Consider the following 19798-nt stretch of genomic DNA (forward strand, 5'->3'; position numbering starts at 1 on the left):
TTTTAAGTGGACACCTCTTTTTCTCATCATGAGCCAGACCCGGGGCATTTGAAAAATGCTTCTGTCGAGGACCGGTCCCTGCGTTCCATCCTGCAACAGATCGAAGCGCTTCCATCTCTTCCCGCCGTCGCCAATACCATCCTGGGGCTGGTTCTGACCAAGGACTTCGACCATTCCAAACTGGCGCGCATCATCGAGACCGACCCCGCCATGACCGTCAAGGTTCTTGAGCACGCAAACAGCGCTACCTATGCCAGCCGTGGGCAGGTGGTCCAGGTGGAGCAAGGGCTCAATCGTCTGGGCAGCAAAGTGACGCAGACGCTCATGCTCTCCATGCTCATCAAGGATTCCCTGATCAAGGGCGACAAGAAGTCCGAAGCGATTCAGACCGCGCACTGGAAACACAGCCTGGCCACGGCCGTATTCGCCTCCCTCATCGCGGCCAAGGCGTCTCCCGCCCTGGCCGGCGAAGCCTTTGGCGCGGGCATCATGCATGATATCGGCGGGATTTTCCTGCAGCTGCATCTTCAGGAACAGTATGTTCAGGTCACGGAGCGGATGGAGGAATTGTACGAGCCCGTCCTTGAGGCTGAGCAACAGGTCTTCAAAACCGATCATACCGCCGTCGGCCGCTGGATTGCCGAGAAATGGAAACTGCCCCAGTCCATGACCGACGCCATCTGGCTGCATCATCATACGGCTGCGGCCCTGGAAACCTTCAAGGACAACACCCGCCTTGTGGCCATCGTGGCCCTGGCCAACATTCTGGCGCATTCGACCCTCATGGACTCGCCTCGGGTCATGGCCCGCGAAAAGCAGCGTCAGCTTGGCCTGCAGGAAGTGCTGGGCCTTGGCGACAAAGAGATGCAGGCGATTCTGACCGCCTTTGCCCCGGCCTTTGCCGAGAGGGCCGAACCTTTCGAGCTGGACGGCGATCAGGTCGGCCTTTTTCTTTCATCTCTGCAAAAGGCCAATCAGCAGCTCATGCGCATGAGCCTTGATCTGGAACTGGCCAACGGCCGACTGGAGGACGCTCACCGCTTCACGAGCATGGGCTCCACGGTGGGGCTCAAGATGAGCAAAGCCAGGACCCCGGACGAAGTTTTCGAATCAGCGGCCATGTGCATGCATGACAGTGTCGGAGTTCGTGGCGGTTTTGTATACTGGATCGTCCCTGCCGAGCGCATTATGCAGGGTCTGGTCTGGAACGGTAACGGCCACCGGCGTGTCATCTCCTATCCGCTGGAAGGTGACGGCCTGCCGGCCTTGAATGGCGGGACCAGTCTGCCCGACAACCTGAAGGCCATTCTGCTGACGCATCACGAACGTCACGAAGGCGCTTCCCTCATGGACCGGGAGCTCAGGCTCAAGCAATTTTTCGTGGTGCGAGGATATTGCCTCTTTCCCCTTGTCGGCAGTGATTTCACCGGCGAGATTTGCATCCTGCGCTCGGGCGACCGGCCGTCCAAGATGACCCCCCAGGAATACATGGGGTATTCCCAGGTCTCGTGCGTGGCTTCGGCCTCGCTTGACCGGGTACGGCTCTTCGACAGCCTGCAACTGCGCGCCGACGAGCTGTCCCTGGCCCTGTGGAAGAACCAGCAGATCAACCTGCAGCTCCTGCAGACCGAGCGGCTGGCGGCGGTGGGGCAACTGGCGGCAGGCGCGGCCCATGAGATCAACAACCCCCTGGCTATCATCTCCGCGCGCACCCAATTGCTGGAAAGCCGTGAAAACGACGAGAAGAAGCGCCGGGACCTGCACCAGATCTCCGAACAGATCGAACGCATCTCGTCCATCCTGCAGAGCCTCATGGGCTTTGCCAGACCCAATGCGCCCCAAGTCATCAATCTGGACATCAATTCCCTGTTGCTCAAGATCATCGGCCTAGTGGAATCAATTTTCCAAACCCACCGCATCCCCATCGTTCAGAGCCTTGCCCCGGACCTGCCGCTCATCCTGGCCGACGCCAATCAATTGGAGCAGGTTTTTCTGAATCTGGTCATAAATGCCCAGCACGCAATGGAGAAAGAAGGCGGGGTGCTGACCGTAAGCTCCGCCTTCATGCCCGACGGAAAGCGCATCAGCATCTCCGTCAGGGATACCGGCACGGGCATTTCGCCGGAAAATCTTTCGCGCATCTTCGATCCCTTCTTCTCCACCAAGTCCGAAGGAAAGGGCACGGGGCTGGGGCTGTCCACGGCATATGGCATCGTCACCAACCATTATGGCGAGATCAAGGTGATCAGCACGCCGGGTCAGGGCACGGAAATGATCGTCGTACTGCCGGTGTCCACGCCGGTGACCCTTCCTGAAAAGCCGGTCGTGCGCCTGGAGACCGAATGCGCCATGCCAACGGCGACCAAAGGGCACAGAATTCTGGTCGTCGATGACGAACAGCACATTCGCGACATTCTCTCCGAAACCCTGCGCGAGGCCGGTTATGTTGTCGAAACCGCGCCCAACGGAGATGAAGGTGTCCGTAAATTGCGTTCGGGTTCTTTCGATCTGATTCTGCTCGACATCCGCATGCCCATCCATTCCGGGCTCGACGTGTTGAAGCTGCTGCGTCGCAACGGCGGCGCTCCGCCCGTAATAATCATTACGGGCCTTGCTTCTTCCGAGGAGTTGGAAGAAGCCTTGCGTCTTGGTGCAGCCAAGTGTATACGCAAGCCCTTTCATTTGAAGACCCTGCTGTCCGACATCTCCGGTATTTTACATTCGGGCTGTCCCGCGAACAATTAACCCCCGGCTTTAATGCAGCACTCGCCGTCAACCGCAAAGCCCAGGACCCGTCACACCCGCATCCTGGCCCTGGCCAGTGGCAAGGGCGGGACAGGGAAAACCACCGTGGCCGTCAATCTGGCCCTGGCGCTCAATCGCGCCGGGCACACGGTTTGTCTGCTCGACGCCGATTTCGGCCTGTCCAACGCGGAAGTGCATCTGGGGCTGCCGTCTCCTCTCCACACGCTTGAAAACGTCCTCTTTGACTCCATGCCTCTGGAAGACTGTCTTGTTCCCGTGCGACCCGGGTTTGATCTTCTCTCCGGCAGCAACGGCGTGGCCCGCATGGCCGAACTTGACGTGGCGAACCGCAAGCGACTGGTGGCCGAATTTTCCGCGCTCTCCGGGTACGATTTCCTCATTCTCGACAATTCGCCGGGCATCTCCGCCCAGGTGGTCTCCTTGTGTCTGGCCACGCGCGAGATCATTCTGGTGGTCAATCCCGAGGCCAGCGCCCTGGTCGACGCCTACGCCCTGATCAAGGTGCTCAAGGAAAACGGGCTGTGGTGGCCGCCGCTGGTCCTGGTCAACCGCTCGGAATCGGGAGTGCAGGCCAGACAGGTCTTCACCCGATTTCAGGAGACGGTGGAGCAGTTCCTGGGTCTCAAACCCCTTTTTCTGGGCGCGGTACCCATGGACGACGCGGCCCGGAAAATGACGGCTCTGGGCAAGCCCTTTGTGACCCTGCGCGACGATCTGCCCGCAAGCCAGGCGATCATGTCCATCGCCAAGATCCTGGCCGAACGCCTGAACAAGGATTGGGCCAAAAACAAGCCCGCGGATTTTTTTGAGAACGTCGTGGTGCGCATGAAGCAGCGTCCGGATTTCGGCTTAAGCCAGATCGCCGCCAATTCCAGCGCCCCCACCAATGATACCACCCAGCCCGACGTGTACATGGAGCTGGTGGCCATGCTCGACAAGGCCTCGCGCCTCTGCGAAAAGCTGCTTGAAAATCCGGCCTATGCCTTTGTGCGGGACCGTTTCGGCCTGGTGCGTCTGGCCATGGACAATTTTCTGAATCCCCTCGACCGACTGCGCAAGCCCCGCGGAATCCTGAAACCGCGCATCCTGGTACTCAGCAACCACGAACAGATGCGGACCATGCTTGGTGAAATCGTGGCGGAGGTCGGCTACGAGGGCGAAGCCTTCGCGCCCGGACACGGAGATTTCCTCAAATTCCGCGACACCTGCAATTTGATCCTGGTCTCCTGCGATCGCCCCGAGGCCCTGATCCGTTCCTGCCTGCTCCAGATCCCAGAGGTCCCCCTTATTCTCCTGACGGGATTCGGCAACTCGTCACTGGAGACGGAATTCCGCCACCGGACCGTGGCCGTGGTGCCCAGACCCTTTCATATCAACGAATTGCGCACCATTCTGCAGTCCGCCTTACGCTAGGTACCTATTTACAATCCCCGCCCCCTGGCATAAGCAAAACACCTTTCTTTCCCATTCTTTGGGAGCAGTCATCATCCTGTGAAATCCGGCCGTGCGGATTTTGCAGCATTCGGGAATGCATATGCGCAGAGACATCGAACATGTGGGTTGGGGAAAACTGACCTATGAAATCAGGGCGATAGTGGCCGTGGCTCAGGATCTTCGCAACCTGGGCCTTGAGATTACCTGGGAAAACATCGGCGACCCCATCGAGAAGGGCGAGCAGGTTCCCGGCTGGATCAAGGAGATCATCGCCGGTCTTGCCATGCAAGACAAGACCTATGGCTATTGCGCCACGCAGGGCGTGCTTGAGACCCGCGAATTCGTGGCCCAGCTGGTCAACAAGCGGGGCAGCTATCAGGTCACGGCCGACGATATCATATTTTTCAACGGACTTGGCGACGCAGTGGCCAAGATTTTCGGCTTCCTGAAGCGCGAAGCCCGGGTCATCGGGCCGTCTCCGGCCTATTCCACCCACTCGTCGGCCGAAGCCGCGCATTCCGGTTACGAGCACCTGACCTACGAGCTCGACCCGAACAACGGCTGGATGCCGGATCTGGTCGATCTGGAGAACAAGGTCCGCTACAACGATTCCATCGCGGGCATCCTGTTCATCAATCCCGACAATCCGACGGGCGCGGTCTATCCATGCGAACTGATTGAAAAGATCGTGGACATCGCCCGGCGCTACAATGTTTTCGTCCTGGCCGACGAAATCTATGCCAACATCGTCTACAGCGGTCATCCGACCTGCAGTCTGTCCGAGGTCATCGGCGAGGTTCCCGGCATGGCCCTGCGCGGCATTTCCAAGGAATATCCCTGGCCGGGCGGGCGCTGCGGCTGGATCGAAGTCTACAACAAGGACAAGAATCCGGATTTTCGCGCCTACATCAGGAGCCTCTTGAACGCCAAGATGCTTGAGGTCTGCTCCACCAGTCTGCCCCAGCTTTCCATTCCGCCGATCATGGGCGACCCGCGGTATCCGGCCCACCTCGACGCCCGGCGCAGGATGTTCGAATACCGCGCCCAGGAGGCCTGGGAAGCGTTCCAGGGCGTGAAAGGGGTCAAGGTCATCAAACCCCAGGGCGCCTTCTACATGTCGGTCATGTTCGAGGATGGGGTTTTAAACGGCAAGCAGACCCTTGAAATCGGGAACCCCAAGGTGAAGGCCCACATCGAGGAGATCGTGCAGGGAGTGGAAGTGGACAAGCGTTTCGTCTACTACCTGCTCGGCGCCACCGGCATCTGCGTGGTGCCACTGACAGGCTTCTGCTGCAATCGCAAGGGCTTCCGCGTCACGCTCCTGGAGACCGACGACGCCAAGCGGCTGCAAACCTGGCGGACCATCGTCGACGCCATCACCCGTTACTTGGCCTCGGCCTGAACCCGTGACCGAAGGTTGCAACCCGCGCTGGCTGGATTGGGCGCGAGAGATTCAATCCCTGGCGCAGACAGGTCTGGCCTTTACCAAAAGCCCCTATGACCGGGCGAGTTTCAGCCGCCTGTCGGACATCGCGGCGGAAATTTTGGCGGAACACTCGCAGCTTGACGCCCAGGCCGTGAAGCGAGCCTTTTCCCTGGAACCGGGTTACGCAACGCCCAAGGTCGATGTGCGCGCGGCGGTGGTGCGTGACGGACGCATCCTCTTGGTGCGGGAAAGTGCCGACGGAAAATGGGCCATGCCTGGCGGCTGGTCCGACGTGGGCGACCGCCCCTCGGAAACGGCCGAACGCGAAACTCTTGAAGAGAGCGGCTTCGTGGTGCGGACCACGAAACTCGTCGGTGCCTTCGACGCCAACCGGGGCGAGAAGGCCAGCATGTTTTTTCACGCCGTGAAATTGATTTTCCTCTGCGAACTTCTCGGGGGAGAGGCCAGAGGCAGCCTGGAAACCCTGGAGGTCGATTTTTTCGACTTTGCCGACCTGCCGCCCCTGTCCATGCAACGAACCAACCAGCGCCACCTGGAGGAAGTCCGCGCCCATCTGCGCGATCCCCTGCGGCCGGCTGCTTTTGATTGATATGTACGAATCCGAATGCACTCTGCCCATCGGGGTTTTTGATTCCGGCATCGGCGGACTGACCGTGCTGAAGGCGCTGACCGAAGCGTTGCCCAAAGAGAGTTTTCTCTATCTCGGGGACACGGCGCGTCTGCCTTACGGCACCAAAAGCGCCAAGTCCGTGACGCGCTACGTGCTGCAAACCACGGCTCTGCTCAAAGCCAGGGGCATCAAGCTTCTAGTCATCGCCTGCAACACGGCCACGGGCGTGTCCCTGGAAGCCTTGCAGGAGGCCTATCCGGAACTGCCGGTCATCGGCGTCATCCGCCCCGGAGCTGAAGCGGCCTGCCGGTCGAGCAGAAATGGCCGCATCGGGGTCATCGGCACGGAGAGCACCGTAAACGCCCGTGGGTATGAGCGCGAAATCCTGCGCATCCGGCCTGACGCCCAGGTTTTCGCCCAGGCCTGCCCGCTTTTCGTGCCCCTGGCCGAAGAAGGGTGGTGCGATGGGCAGATCGCAAGCCTTGTGGCCGAGCGCTATCTGGGCGGCCTGGTCAGGGATACCGGCATCGACACGCTGGTGCTCGGCTGCACCCACTTCCCGGTTCTGGCCGATGCCATCCAGGATGTCGTGGGCCCGGACGTGACCCTGGTCGACTCCGCCCGCACCACGGCGGAATTCGTGCAGGACATGCTGGAGCGCCGCGACATCTGCTCGACCACGAAAGAGCGCTGCCTGACCTTTCTGGCCACGGACGGCGCCAGACGCTTTGCCAGGGTCGGCGGGGTGTTCATGCATCATCCGCTCGATCCTGCCGATGTGGAGATCGTGGATCTCTGATGTCCGCATTGCTGGCCGTGGACGCGGGGGTGCGTACGGGCCTCGCTCTTCTGGACCGCGACGGACGTCTGCTTTGGTGCAGGTCGCACAATCTGGGCACCACGACACGGCTCAAAAAAGCCGCGGCCCGGGTACTTTTTGAATTGCCCCATTTACAGTTTCTGGTAGTGGAAGGGGGCGGGCAGACGGCAGGTATATGGGAGCACGCGGCTGCCAAAAGAAATCTGCCCTGCATGATCATCCAGGCCGAGCGCTGGCGCGAGCAGTTTCTGCTCCCACGGCAGCGGGCCAGCGGACAGAAGGCAAAGGCGGCAGCCTGCGCTCTGGTGTCCATAATTTTACGACGCGAAGGCTGGTCTTCTCCGACCGTTCCAGGCCATGACGCGGCCGAAGCCGCGCTCATCGGGCTGTGGGCTGCGGTTCAACTCGGGTGGCGGGCTATGCCCGCGCTCAAATAATTCGACGGAAAACATGGACAAACTCAGTTTTGATCTTCCCGGTATCAGCCCGGTCGGTCTTGACCTCATTACGTTGCTGAACACATCGAATGCCACGGTCAAACAGATCGCGGCCCAGGCCAAGCTTGACCCGGTCATCTTTGGCAATATCATCGCTTGCGCAAACTCGCCCATGTATCACGAGGCCAACAATTCCACTGATATCCTGACCTCCCTGGTCCGTCTGGGGCAGCGGGAAATCAAGCGCATCGTGTACCAGGTCGTGCTCAGATCGGCGTTCTTCCATGAATCCTCGGAAATCAGCGGAATCCTGCGCCGGATCTGGCAACAGAGTCTGACCGCCAACGTGTTCATGCAGAAATTCGTCTCCTCCGTTCCGGACGCCTACGCCCTTGATGCCGAGGGCATGGAATGCATCGAATGTCTGGGACTTATACACAATATCGGCTACGTGGTGCTGCTGGTCAATTTTCAGGATCGTTTCCAGGAATTCTTCACCCGTGACGATGAACAGGATTTGCCCTCCTTCTTCGAGGAAGAGCGTCTCTGGTTTGACGGATTCGATCATTTTTCAGCAGGCCATGCGGTGCTCAAAACCTGGGGTTTCCCTTTGCCCCTCTGCGAAGTCGTCGCCCAATACGGCTTTGAAAACCACGTTTTCAAAGGCCGCTATCCTGAGCTGCACAATCTGCTTCGCCTCTCCAGGCACGTGATCATGATAACGGAATCCAATTTCCACCCCAAAAAACCTGCTGATTTCTGGTTGAACGGGACAGAGCTGCCATCGGCGGAAGTCGATTACGAGCAGATCATTGACGACGTGCGCCAGTGCGTCCAAAGCATCGAGGGGGCATTCGCATGATGCCCGGTCAAAACGAATTCCGGACACGGCTGCGTTGCACGAAATGCCACGGCATGCTGCAGGTCCGTCGCACCTGACGGGCCGTGGAGCTTCGCTGCAAGTCTTGCGGCGCTACCTTTGGATTGCAGGAGTTTGGCACCAATCTTGACGACCTGCTGGAAGAGTATCTGGCCAATTTTCCCTGCGACAGGGTCTAGGCCCTGCACGATTATCGGACCGGCTCCCGCGCAGGGGCCGGGAGTAACATTTTGCGCACAGGATTTCTTACAACCCTATGACTTCAGTTATAATTCCCCGATCGGAACATTCTGTTTCCCGCCAAAACATCCATCCCGATGCGCTCAAGGTCATGTACCGTCTGGTGCGCAAGGGTTTTACCGCCTATCTGGTGGGCGGCGGTGTTCGCGACCTGCTGCTTGGACGCACGCCCAAGGATTTTGACGTCAGCACCAACGCAACGCCAAGCCAGATCAAGAAGATCTTCCAGAACTACTTTTTGATCGGACGACGGTTCCGCCTGGCTCACATCCGATTCGACGATCACGTCATCGAAACCTCGACCTTTCGGCGCTGTCCGGACCAGGAAGAGGAGAACGGCGATGAAGATTTGTACATGCTGCGCGACAACTGTTACGGCACGCCCGAGGAAGACGCCCTGCGCCGTGATTTCACCATCAACGGCCTGTTCTACGAGGTCGAGCGCTTCTCCATCATCGACCACGTCGGGGGCCTCTCCGACATAGAGAACCGCCTTATCCGCTGCATCGGCGACCCGAACATCCGCTTCCGGGAAGACCCGGTGCGCATGATCCGGGCCGTGCGTTTCGCCGCGCGACTTGATTTTCATATCGAGCCCGCGACCTACAACGCCATCATGCGCCACCACGAGGAAATCCTCAAAGCCTCGCCGCCCCGTGTTTTCGAGGAACTGCAGAAGCTTTTCGCCTACGGCTCCGGGGAAAAAGCCGTCCGCCTGCTCTACAAGACCGGGCTGCTGCACAACCTGTTGCCCGAGATTGCGGACTTTCTCGATCACGATCACGGACAGGATTCGATCCTGTGGACGTGGCTTGAGCATCTGGACCGCCGTATCAGAACCGTGGGCAAGGTCGAGCCGGTGCTGGTTTTCGCCGCCCTTTTTTCCGCGCCGGTGCGGCATATCGCGGCCCGATACGAGGCCGACGGCGAGCGGGTGGTCTACAACGCCATGCTTGAGGATCTTTTGCAGCCCATCTGCGTGCGCATGAGCATGCCCAAATGGATGTGTTCACGCATGATTCAGATCATGGCCAATCAGACCCGTTTCGAGCCGGACAAGAAAAAGCGTTTTTCCAAGCGCGGCTTCGTGGCCCACGAGTGCTTTCCCGAAACCCTGGCCCTTTATCAGCTCGGTCTGCTGGTCAGCGGGGCGGATCTGGGACCGGCGGAAATGTGGGGCAGTCTGCGCAGCGAAATGGAAGCGGAAAACCCCCAGGTTCTGCGCACGGATCCACGGGGACAGCAGGGCCGTCCGCCGCGCAAGCGTCCGCCCCGCAGACGTCGCAGATGATCTCGCGTAAAATCCTGCCAAGCTTTCCCACCTGCCCGGGCGTGTATCTGATGAAGAACGCCACGGGCAGAATCATTTATGTGGGCAAGGCCAAGCATCTGCGCCGCCGCCTGGCTTCGTATTTCCAGCCCGAGCATCGCCTCGCCCCCAAGGTGCGGGTCATGATGACCCGGGTCGAGACCATCGATTTTCTGTGCACCTCCACGGAAAAGGAAGCCTTGCTGCTTGAAGCCAGCCTGATCAAGAAGCACCGGCCCAAGTACAACATCGTCCTGCGCGACGACAAGCAGTACGTCCTTTTCTGCCTGTCCAGGAACCATCCCTTCCCGGCCCTGCGCCTGACGCGCAAGGTGCTGCGCGACGGCTCGGTCTATTTCGGGCCCTTCACCTCGGCCCTGTCCGCCCGCGAGACCAAACGGGTCATCGACCGCCTCTTTCCCTTGCGCAAATGCCGGGACACGGTTTTTTCCAACCGCACCCGTCCCTGCCTGCAGTACCACATCGGCCGCTGCCTGGGACCGTGCTGCCTGCCCGTGTCCGAAGAGGAGTACCGGCAGGTCGTGCGCCGGGTCGAACTTTTCCTGTCCGGAAAATCCGACGAACTCATGGCCGGCCTGCATGACCAGATGATGCGTCTGTCCGATGCCCTTGATTTCGAGGGCGCGGCCCGGCTGCGCGACAGCATCCGCGCCCTGCGCGAGACCGTGGAACGCCAGGCCGCCGTGCTCTCCGACGGGCGCGATCTGGACGTCATCGGCGTGCATGGCCATGAAAACGGCGCGGCCTTGGCCATCGTCTTTGTGCGGCAGGGCCGGATCATCGATGGGCAGGCGTTCTGGTTCGCGGACGCGGCGGTGGACACTCCGGAAGCGGAGGCCGGCCTCACGGACTCCTTTCTCATGCAGTACTACAACGCGGAGCGTTTCATCCCGGCCCGCATCATCACCGCTTTCGGCAGCCAGGATCCGGCGCTGGAAGACGCCCTGGCCGACATGCGCGGGGGCAGGGCGAGCGTGGCCAAGGCCCGCGGCGACCAGGAACGTCGGCTGGTGGACATTGCCACGGCCAACGCCAAAGCCCACGCCCTCCGCCAGCGCCGAACCATACCCACTCGGGCGGAACTGGCCGGGGTTTTGGGCGTGGAGGGGGAGGTGGAACGCATCGAGTGCGTGGACGCCTCGCACATCCAGGGCGAAGGCATGCGCGTGGGCATGGTCGTCTTTGTCGACGGGAGGGAAGAAAAAAGCGCCTACCGCGTCTATTCGTTTCCGGAGCTTGAAGGCACTGCGGACGACTATCTGGCCCTGGCTTCTTTTGCCGCTCGCCGCGCCAAATCCGGCCCTCCCTGGCCCGATCTTCTTCTCATCGACGGCGGCAAGGGACAGCTTGGCGCCGTGGAACGCGCCATGGCCGAAAACGGGTTGTCTGCCGTCCCTTTGGCTTCCATTGCCAAGGGGGTGAGCCGCAGGGCGGGAGAGCTGGGCGATGTCATTTTCCGGCCCGGGCGCAAGAATCCCCTGAATCTGAGGCCCGGAAGCCCGGAACTGCTTTTTCTGCAGCATGTCCGCGACACGGCCCATCGCTTCGTCATCTCCCGGCTGCGCCGTCACAAGCGCGCTGCCCAGCTTTCCTCCGACCTTGACAATCTGCCCGGAATCGGTCCCAAGACGGCCCGTCTGCTCTGGGATCATTTCGACTCCGTACAGGCCATGACCCAGGCCCGCATCGAGGATCTGGCCGCCTTGCCCGGATTCGGCCCCAAAAAGGCCGCCGCCCTGCACGCCGCGCTCAAGACTCTGCCCGGAAATGACTGACCGGCGCTTTTGTTTATAAAATTTCTTGCCTGCCTACCTCTTACCTCTGCATTTTTTTCACAATGAATCTTCGCAATCAATGTTATAAAGGTATTTTTTGAGTCTTTCAGTCCGATTTATTTTGCGTAACACAGAGCCTGCTTGCCTGAATTCGCATTTGTGGTACAAAATGATCTGAAATGGATTTGTCTTGTTTTTCCACTTCAGATTTCATGGAGGGACTATGAATCAGACGTTACGGAAGGCGGTCCTTTGCGGGGCTCTTGCCGTGTGCCTGGGCCCCATGGTGGCCTTTGCCGCGACAGAGGACAGCGAAGCGCCGGGCCGAGCCCTGGCGAGACAGACCGTCAAGAATGACGCCCAGAAATGGATCACCACCGATCATTCCCAACATCCGATTCTCAAACAACAATTCAGTTCGCCTGAAGAAGTGACCAAGGCTTGCCTGACGTGCCATAATCAGGCCGCCATGCAGCTGCACAAGACCATCCACTGGACCTGGAAGGACCCGGCCGACCCCAGCGGGGAAACAGGCAAGGGCGGCCTGTCCGTCAACAATTTCTGCATCAGCGTGGGCTCCAACGAACCCCGCTGCACCTCATGCCACATCGGTTACGGCTGGAAGGACAAGAACTTCGATTTCAGCAAGGCCGAAAAGGTGGACTGTCTGGTCTGTCACGAACAGACCGGCACATACGAGAAATTCCCGACCAAGTCCGGTTACCCCGTGACCAACGCAACCATGTTCGAGGGCAAGATAGAATTCCTGCCCCCGGACTATAACGCGGTGGCGCAGTCGGTGGGGCGTCCGGGGCGCGACAACTGCGGCACCTGTCACTTCTACGGAGGCGGTGGCGACGCGGTCAAACACGGCGACCTGGACTCGTCCATGGCCATGCCAAGCAAGCAGCTCGACGTGCACATGGGCACGGACGGACAGAATTTCGATTGCAGCCGCTGTCACACCACAAACGCCCACAATATCGCCGGGCGCATCTACGCCACTCCGGCTTCCACGGAGCGCAAGAGCCTGCTGGAGGACGACCTGACGCCCAAGATCATGTGCGAATCCTGCCACGGCGCGCAGCCGCACAAAACCAACCAGAAAGCCAACGATCACACCGACAAGGTCTCCTGTCAGGCGTGTCACATCCCGACCTATGCCCGCATCAATGCGACCAAGATGCACTGGGACTGGTCCACGGCCGGGGACAAGAAGCGCGAGGTGAAGAAGGACGAGTTCGGCAAGGCGGACTACGACGCCAAGAAGGGCTCGTTCGTATGGCAGAAAAACGTCGTTCCTCGCTACGAGTGGTTCAACGGCTCCATCCGGGGCACCACGGCCAAGGACGTTATCGACCCGTCCTCGACGGTACGCGTTTCCTGGCCCATCGGAGGCATTGGCGACCCCAATTCGCGCATCTTCCCCTTCAAGGTGCACACCGGCAAGACCCCGTACGACAAGGTCAACAAGACTATGGTCATTCCCAAGCTCTTTGGCCCCAAAGGATCGGGCGCGTACTGGGCCGAGTTCGACTGGAACAAGGCCATCGCGATCGGGCAGGAGTACAACGGGCTGCCCTACAGCGGCGAGTATGATTTCGTGGACACGGAATACGTCTTCCCCATCACCCACATGGTCGCGCCCAAGGAACAGGCCGTGGCCTGCGTGGAATGTCATGCCAAGGGCGGTCGGCTCGACCATCTGGAAGGCTTTTACATGCCCGGCCGTGATTCGGTGCAGCTCCTGAACATGGGCGGCTGGGCCATGGTCGCGGCCTCGGTTCTGGGTGTCGTCCTGCATGGGCTGGGGCGTTTTGTGAGCAGCGTCGGACGTCGCAAGGAGTGATTGATATGAGCACAAAAAAGAAAATCTACCTGTACACGAGGTTCGAGCGTTTCTGGCACTGGGTTCAGTCCCTGCTCATCTTCCTCTTGCTGCTGACCGGTTTCGAGGTCCATGGCACCTTCACCCTGTTCGGCTTCCAGAAGGCGGTGGAGTACCATAATTTCCTCGGCCTGACCTGGGTCATCCTCTTCATCTTCATCGTCTTCTGGGTCGTGACCACGGGTGAATGGCGGCAGTACATCCCGACCACCAAGAAGCTCTTCGAGGTCATTGGCTATTATTCCTCCGGCATTTTCAAGGGGCTGCCGCACCCGGTCAAAAAATCCAAGGAGACCAAGCACAACCCCCTGCAGCGCCTGACCTACCTGGGCCTGACCGCGATCCTGCTGACCCTGCAGATGGGCACGGGGCTTTTGTACTACCTCTACAACGACTGGGCCATCTGGAACTGGACCTTCCTGGACCTGCGCCTCCTGGCGCTCATCCACCTGGCCTGCGCGTTTGCCATCCTGGCTTTCATCATCGTCCACGTCTACATGACCACCACCGGCCACACCCTGACCAGCCACATCTCCGCCATGTTCAGCGGCTGGGAAGAAGTGGAAGAGGGCGAAGTGGCGGAGTGGGAAGTGCAGAAGAAAAGATAGAATCCTCCCTCCCAACGCAAAACCGCGGTCGGCCGGGTGGCTGGCCGCGGTTTTGCACCTTTTTGGTTTTCGAAGCTTCTGACCGACCCCGAATGTAAAAGCCGCGACCTGTGATGGAACAGATTGCGGCTTTTTGTGGTGCTTAGAAAAATTCAAGATTCAAGACCCCAGCCCCTTGAACCCTGCTCCGCCGATTTCACGTCCGCCGTATGGCAGCGGTCAAAACCCCCGCGCCGATCAGGGCAGAGCCACCTGCCCAGTTGACCATCTTCATGATCCGGGGATTCGTCACTGCGTATCGCGCCCTGGCCGCCAGAAGCGCGTACAAAGTGGCGTTGACTACCGCCAGGATCACAAAGGTCGATCCAAGGATGAGGACTTGAGCCATGACCGGTTCGGCGTGATTGATGAACTGAGGCATGAAGGCGCAGAAAAAGGCAATAGACTTGGGATTGGTAGCCGTAACCGCAAATGCACGGAACACGCTGGCCCCGCGCGATACAGAAGCAACACGCGGCAAGTCCTTGCCCGACACGGGGTTGGTTCGAAAGGTCTTTACGCCCAAGTAGACGAGATAGAACGCACCTACCCACTTGAGCACAGTGAACAGCGTGGCCGAGGTGGCAAGCAATGCGCCAAGCCCGGCCATGGACGCAATCATTGCCACGGTGTCGCCAAGACCGACGCCCAGGGCTAGCGGCAGGGCTAAGCGTTTGCCTTGGGTCAGCGAACAACTCACCACCAACATGATAGTCGGTCCAGGAATGACCAAGACTACTATGGTGGCCAAGAGAAAGGCGAGATAGGTATCAGGGCTCATGAACATCTCCGAGGAGTAGCGTATGTAGGTATCGGAAGGTCTTGGAGAAAGGGCAGAATGTCAAGATGGAGCCGGGCCAGTGCGACAACGCGTGGAGTAGCATCCAATTGGACCGGACGTTATAGGTTCTCATTTTCAACAGTCTAACAGGCTGTCCATCTAGTTTGGTAATTCTGCATCATTCTGGCTCTGCCTGCGGATGGATTACGATCTCGAAATAGCCGCAGACAGACAGCTTCCGAGGATTTGTAAAGAGGTCAAGCAGATGACTGTGGCTTGAAGTGTGGGTTGCTTAGGAAAATTCAAGATTAAAGATCTGACCACCCGGCCCCGCGAGAAGGACGACCCGGCTTCTGCTTCCAGCCGGGTCGTCACTGCCGAGTAATCCCATTATCAGATCATTTTTGTCTTCTTGAGCGCAGTGGCCGCGAACATGCCGCCCACTGCGCCGCCCACGGCCTGGATCAGGTTGGCCGGGATTTCGGCCACTGCGCCCTGCAGGCCGATGTTGGGCATCATGACTTCTCCGAAAAAGTAGATTCCGACCATGGCCGCTCCGCCAAGGGCGAGCACCGTGTAGCGGGCCGCCCCGGTCCTGCTTGCGGCTACGGCGGCAAGCGCGCCTTCCGCGCCCTTGGCGGCGAAGGTCAGGGGCGCGAAAACCGCGAATCCGCCCAGGATGTCGGCCAGGGCCGAACCGATGCCGCAGGCTCCGACCGCCCACAAGATGCCCTGTCTCGGATTCATGAAGCCAAGGACCAAACCACCGAAGACCACGGCCACATCGCCCACGTTGAAATACCCACGGCTCGGCAGCGGGATGCGCACGAAGAGGGTGGTCAGGCAGGTCAGGGCCACGATGGACAGGGCGGCTATCTTGATGTTCTTCATTTTTCTTTCCTCATATATCTGGTGCGGTGGTCAAACAGGGCCTGGGTCTTTTCGGCCTGGCCGTAGATGCTGATGTAGGCGGCCACGATGACCGCGCACAGACGCTGGAACCTGTGCCAACGTCGGCCGTCGAAATGCGGGGTCAGGTCCATGAAAAAACGGTAACGGTGCAGCAGTGGGGTACATTTTTCCATCACGGCCTTCAAGACGATGGCGTTGCGTCGTCCTCCCGCGCCAAGTGGGAGATGGACGATGTCGCGAAAGGTGATGGCTTCAAGGCCGAGCTTCACGGCCAAAAAGGAATTGGGAAAGACCAGGGCTTTTATGAGCGAATCGTGAATCCAGTCGGTGCGGCCCATGAGCCCGATCCACTGAAAGATCGCGCCGAAAAGAATCAGGGACAGCACAAAGGGCAGGATGAACCACATGGCCTGCACGGTGCCTCTCGGGCCATTCCTCCAGACGCTGACAGCCAGGAACGCAAGCAGCAAAACGGCCTGGAGGTCCACCTGCTCATAACCGGCCCCGAAGACGAAAAACCGGAAATAGGCCCCGAGCAGCCCGAAGATGCCAAGCAGTTTCAACGTGGCCATAACTGTGTGAGCCTTACGTTGACGTCCGTTCCTTCCTGCCTCTCGAAGGCCAGCTCAAAACCATGGGAAAATTCGGTGCATCGCTCACGTCGCGGCAGATGCGAGACCTGCACGACCCAGTCGAATCCGGGCAGGTTCAGAGCCTTTAGTTGCTCAGTGCTCACGTATTTGTCGAACTCGTCAAGAATGATGGTGTCCCGGCACCCGCTGGTTCTGACCCAGGCCACGGCCATGTCCGCCAAAGAATCAGGGACATCGTGTCCGAGCAGGGCCAGGGTGGTGCGGATGGTGTTCTGTTGCAGCTCCATGTCCTGGGCCAGATAGAGCAGGCTGTGCTTTTTGCGCAGGCTGGGAATGAGAACATGTTCCAGAAAGGTGCTCTTGCCCGCGCCGTTGTCCCCGCTCAGATACAGGCAGCTGTGCCTCGGCAATTCAAGGGCGCGGTCAAGGACGAAGTTCAGTCCGGCCTGCGCGACGGGATAGGTCCGAGCAGCGAGTTCAAACATGATCGGCCAGGGGTTTGGGTCCGTTTTCCGTCAGCACCGAGAGCGACGCGGCCGGAAGAAGGGCGGCGAATCTGTCCAGAAGGAGGCTGCGATTGCGCGGGGAGAGGGTCTCCAGCACGTGGACCAGGAGGACGCACAGCTTTTCCTTGGGCAGCAGGTGCATGAGCAACAGGCAGCAGATGATGCTCTGCTCGCCGCCTGAATAGGAGGGAAGCTTGCGGCCGGGCTCAAGCTGCAGGCCGAAGCGGGAGCACTCCTGGGCAATGACGGAAAAAAGGTCGTCGCCCGCTCCCAAAAGCAGAATTTCATCCTCCAGCGTGGTGCCGACAAAGAGATTATGCGTGTCGATGACACAATAGTCGCGGCCATATTCCGCAAGAGTCGCGAAGCTCATGGGCGCTCCAGCGGGCGGATGGGCCTTGTTTTGCTTGACGGGGAAAGGCGGTGGTGCAAAAGAGTTGTCCCATGATAAAATTCAGTATCGAATGCTGGCTCTACAATGATCTGGAAGACCGATTTCTGCTCTTGCGCTGCCCCGTGACCCATCGCCATGATGAATACTGGCAACCCGTGACCGGCGGACGAGGCCCCGACGAGCCCTGCATCGAAGCCTGTCTGCGCGAAGTGGAAGAGGAGACGGGCGTGACGCTGACCGCGGAGCAGCTGGAAGTGGTCATCCCCGAGTTCTCTTTCTGCATCCCCGACGCGCGCATCGAGTTGCGCAAGCCCATCTACCTGGCCCGGGTCAGAGTCGAAAAAGTGGTCCTCTCCGCAGAGCATATCGGCTACTATTGGTTTGACGCCGGGGATGTCGATGCCCAGTTGCACTGGGATTCCAACCGCGAATCGTTTCGTCAGGTTCTGGCCCACACCCGCCCCTAATTGCTCGTCGCCTTGGCCAGGGCGTCCAGATAGGCGACGATTTCCGGTGCATCCCACTGGGCGATGCCCGTATGCGCAAAGACCACCTTGCCTTGACGATTGAAGATGTATGTCGTCGGCAGTCCTTCGGGATCCAGCTCCGGCGGCGCCGGCGAGGTGAAGACATATAGGGGCATGGTCAGTGATTTCGCCAGGGGGTCCTGGCGCACTTCCGCCAGGGTCTCCTTGCTGATGCACAGCACCTGGACCTGGTCATTGTCCTGGAATTTCTTCCACAATCCTTCCAGAAAAGGCATCTCCGCCCGGCACGGCGGGCACCAGGTGGCCCACAGATTGATGACCACGACCTTGCCTCGCAAATCGGCCAGCGTGAAGCTTTGACCACCCAGATCCGAGAAGGTTGCCTGCAGATCATGCAGACGGGTCATGGGCGGAAGGGCCTGGGCATCGTCTGCCGAGCCCACGCTGCTCACGAGCAGCATGGCAGCGCCCGCCTCCAGCAGCAGCAACAGCAGGACCGCGCATAAAAATCCGGTGATTGGTTTGGTTGCGATACTGTTCATGCGCCTCCAGGGTCAGTCGAGACCAAGGCTTGATTTCAGGGTCTTTATTTCGGCGTCGGTCAGGGCGCGCCATTTTCCGGGTTCAAGATTCCCCAAAAACAACGGTCCCAATTCAATGCGACGCAGTCGCAGGATGGTCAGCCCCAGGTCGCGGCACATACGCCGGATCTGACGGTTCACGCCCTGGCGCAGAGTCATGCGCAAGAGCGTCGCCCCGCCGGCATCGGAGGCGCTTTCGACTTCCACCGGAGCCAGCCGTTCACCTTCCTGCAGGCGCATGCCCTGGCGCATGATGCCAAGGGATTTCTCCGTCACCGCCTCGCGCACCAGCACCTCGTATTTTTTCGGGTGTTCGTAGCTGGGGTGGGTCAGGCGCAGGGTGACCTCGCCGTCATTGGTCAAGAGGAGCAGGCCCTCGGACATGTAATCGAGCCGTCCCACGGGAAAGAGGCGCAGCGTGCGGAGTTCTTCGGGCAGCAGGTCGACGACGGTCTTGCGGCCCTGGGGATCATTGACCGTGGTCACCGTATGCACCGGCTTGTGCAGCATGATGTAGGAGGACGGTGCATTCTGCTTGGCCGAGACCGGTGCGCCGTTGCAGAGCACCGTGTCCTGGCCGGGAATGACCCTGGTCCCGGGCTCGCGCTGGATAAGGCCGTTCACGCAGACTCGCCCGCCCTGGATCAGGGCGTCGGCTCCGCGACGGGAGGCTATGCCGGCATCGGCAAGATATTTGTTCAAACGAACGGGGCTGTTTTCTGGCATGGGCGAACAAATAGGAAGATAGCGGGAACAGGGCAAGCAAAAAGGCGCGTCGGGACGAAAAACGAAAGGCTCCGCGCGGAGCCCTCGCGTTCCGGGATGTCAGCGCACGGCCTCGAACCTGGCCAGGGGGGCCATGCGCGCCTTGTACAGGGCAAGGGTTTTGCCGTCACAGGCGAAATTGTCCGTCATGGACAGCACGTTGAAAAGCTCCTGCTCCGAGTCCATGTCCGGACAAGCCATCATGGTGCTGGCCATGTTCGTGAAGCGGACGCGGTTGCCGGCCTTGAGCTCATAGCCGCCACCGAAGCTGTTGCATCCGCCGAAGCCCGAGATGCGTCCCTCCTTGGCATGGAGTTGGATAAACGGATACCGTTCGACCTCCGCCACGGGTTTTCCCCAAAGCTCCACCAATTTCCAGCGTGTATCCAGAATGCGCGCGTCCATCAGATCCAGGGACGTATCGATGTTTTTGTTGTCGGCATGCACGCAGCCCCACAACGCCGTACAGGCGAAAATCGTTATCAGGATGAGTTTTTTCACTGC

General features: G+C 59.7%; 21 protein-coding genes. 13 read left to right on the forward strand and 8 right to left on the reverse strand.

Annotated features, from left to right (window positions below; genetic code table 11):
- The first annotated feature begins 6 nt into the window (after window positions 1-6).
- The 12 genes from DBAC_RS17780 to DBAC_RS06985 all read left to right on the forward strand — a co-directional run bounded on the left by DBAC_RS17780 (window position 7) and on the right by DBAC_RS06985 (window position 14235).
- A complete protein-coding gene (locus tag DBAC_RS17780) occupies window positions 7-2745 on the forward strand; it encodes an HDOD domain-containing protein (protein ID WP_015773572.1) in 2739 nt (912 codons plus the stop codon).
- Between the two features lie 12 nt (window positions 2746-2757).
- Window positions 2758-4179: a P-loop NTPase gene (locus tag DBAC_RS17785; RefSeq protein WP_015773573.1), complete on the forward strand. Its 1422-nt coding sequence runs from the start codon at window positions 2758-2760 to the stop codon at window positions 4177-4179.
- Window positions 4180-4300: 121 nt separating this feature from the next.
- Complete coding sequence (locus DBAC_RS06945; RefSeq protein WP_015773574.1) at window positions 4301-5602, forward strand: pyridoxal phosphate-dependent aminotransferase; 1302 nt, start codon at window positions 4301-4303, stop codon at window positions 5600-5602.
- A gap of 4 nt (window positions 5603-5606) precedes the next feature.
- The gene (locus DBAC_RS06950) at window positions 5607-6236 is read left to right on the forward strand and encodes an NUDIX hydrolase (RefSeq protein WP_015773575.1); all 630 of its coding nucleotides are present in this window, start codon (window positions 5607-5609) and stop codon (window positions 6234-6236) included.
- Window position 6237: 1 nt separating this feature from the next.
- Window positions 6238-7056 (forward strand): glutamate racemase, encoded by an 819-nt coding sequence (gene murI / locus DBAC_RS06955; RefSeq protein WP_015773576.1) that lies wholly within the window; start codon window positions 6238-6240, stop codon window positions 7054-7056.
- On the forward strand, window positions 7056-7514 hold the full coding sequence (locus tag DBAC_RS06960; protein WP_015773577.1) for a hypothetical protein: 459 nt from the start codon (window positions 7056-7058) through the stop codon (window positions 7512-7514). The genes murI and DBAC_RS06960 overlap by 1 nt, the downstream gene beginning before the upstream one ends.
- Window positions 7515-7527: 13 nt before the next feature.
- The gene (locus tag DBAC_RS06965; RefSeq protein WP_015773578.1) at window positions 7528-8376 is read left to right on the forward strand and encodes an HDOD domain-containing protein; all 849 of its coding nucleotides are present in this window, start codon (window positions 7528-7530) and stop codon (window positions 8374-8376) included.
- Complete coding sequence (locus DBAC_RS19985) at window positions 8376-8573, forward strand: dual CXXC motif small (seleno)protein (protein ID WP_015773579.1); 198 nt, start codon at window positions 8376-8378, stop codon at window positions 8571-8573. Before DBAC_RS06965 ends, DBAC_RS19985 begins: the two co-directional genes overlap by 1 nt.
- 77 nt (window positions 8574-8650) lie before the next feature.
- Complete coding sequence (pcnB, locus tag DBAC_RS06970; RefSeq protein ID WP_015773580.1) at window positions 8651-9925, forward strand: polynucleotide adenylyltransferase PcnB; 1275 nt, start codon at window positions 8651-8653, stop codon at window positions 9923-9925.
- A complete protein-coding gene (uvrC, locus tag DBAC_RS06975) occupies window positions 9922-11739 on the forward strand; it encodes an excinuclease ABC subunit UvrC (RefSeq protein ID WP_015773581.1) in 1818 nt (605 codons plus the stop codon). The genes pcnB and uvrC overlap by 4 nt, the downstream gene beginning before the upstream one ends.
- Before the next feature lie 283 nt (window positions 11740-12022).
- Window positions 12023-13588, forward strand: a complete 1566-nt coding sequence (locus DBAC_RS06980) for a tetrathionate reductase family octaheme c-type cytochrome (protein ID WP_492207377.1) — start codon at window positions 12023-12025, stop codon at window positions 13586-13588.
- Between the two features lie 5 nt (window positions 13589-13593).
- The gene (locus DBAC_RS06985) at window positions 13594-14235 is read left to right on the forward strand and encodes a cytochrome b/b6 domain-containing protein (protein WP_015773583.1); all 642 of its coding nucleotides are present in this window, start codon (window positions 13594-13596) and stop codon (window positions 14233-14235) included.
- A gap of 196 nt (window positions 14236-14431) precedes the next feature.
- On the opposite strand, the gene DBAC_RS06990 is transcribed toward DBAC_RS06985, so the two are convergent.
- From DBAC_RS06990 to DBAC_RS07010, 5 genes are all read right to left on the reverse strand, one after another.
- A complete protein-coding gene (locus tag DBAC_RS06990) occupies window positions 14432-15055 on the reverse strand; it encodes a LysE family translocator (RefSeq protein ID WP_015773584.1) in 624 nt (207 codons plus the stop codon).
- Between the two features lie 393 nt (window positions 15056-15448).
- On the reverse strand, window positions 15449-15946 hold the full coding sequence (locus DBAC_RS06995) for an ECF transporter S component (RefSeq protein WP_015773585.1): 498 nt from the start codon (window positions 15944-15946) through the stop codon (window positions 15449-15451).
- Window positions 15943-16539, reverse strand: a complete 597-nt coding sequence (locus DBAC_RS07000) for a hypothetical protein (RefSeq protein ID WP_015773586.1) — start codon at window positions 16537-16539, stop codon at window positions 15943-15945. The genes DBAC_RS06995 and DBAC_RS07000 overlap by 4 nt, the downstream gene beginning before the upstream one ends.
- Complete coding sequence (locus DBAC_RS07005) at window positions 16527-17045, reverse strand: P-loop NTPase family protein (RefSeq protein WP_015773587.1); 519 nt, start codon at window positions 17043-17045, stop codon at window positions 16527-16529. Before DBAC_RS07005 ends, DBAC_RS07000 begins: the two co-directional genes overlap by 13 nt.
- On the reverse strand, window positions 17038-17439 hold the full coding sequence (locus DBAC_RS07010) for a hypothetical protein (protein ID WP_015773588.1): 402 nt from the start codon (window positions 17437-17439) through the stop codon (window positions 17038-17040). Before DBAC_RS07010 ends, DBAC_RS07005 begins: the two co-directional genes overlap by 8 nt.
- A gap of 71 nt (window positions 17440-17510) precedes the next feature.
- On the opposite strand from DBAC_RS07010, the gene DBAC_RS07015 reads away from it, so the two are divergent.
- Complete coding sequence (locus DBAC_RS07015; RefSeq protein ID WP_015773589.1) at window positions 17511-17927, forward strand: NUDIX hydrolase; 417 nt, start codon at window positions 17511-17513, stop codon at window positions 17925-17927.
- On the opposite strand, the gene DBAC_RS07020 is transcribed toward DBAC_RS07015, so the two are convergent.
- From DBAC_RS07020 to DBAC_RS07030, 3 genes are all read right to left on the reverse strand, one after another.
- Window positions 17924-18490, reverse strand: coding sequence for a TlpA family protein disulfide reductase (locus DBAC_RS07020; protein ID WP_015773590.1), 567 nt, complete (start codon window positions 18488-18490; stop codon window positions 17924-17926). The genes DBAC_RS07015 and DBAC_RS07020 overlap by 4 nt on opposite strands.
- A 12-nt stretch (window positions 18491-18502) precedes the next feature.
- On the reverse strand, window positions 18503-19255 hold the full coding sequence (locus tag DBAC_RS07025) for a pseudouridine synthase (RefSeq protein ID WP_015773591.1): 753 nt from the start codon (window positions 19253-19255) through the stop codon (window positions 18503-18505).
- 99 nt (window positions 19256-19354) lie between these two features.
- Window positions 19355-19795: an META domain-containing protein gene (locus DBAC_RS07030; RefSeq protein ID WP_015773592.1), complete on the reverse strand. Its 441-nt coding sequence runs from the start codon at window positions 19793-19795 to the stop codon at window positions 19355-19357.
- Window positions 19796-19798 lie beyond the last annotated feature (3 nt).

The sequence above is a fragment of the Desulfomicrobium baculatum DSM 4028 genome, from assembly GCF_000023225.1.
In the GTDB taxonomy this organism is placed as follows: domain Bacteria; phylum Desulfobacterota; class Desulfovibrionia; order Desulfovibrionales; family Desulfomicrobiaceae; genus Desulfomicrobium; species Desulfomicrobium baculatum.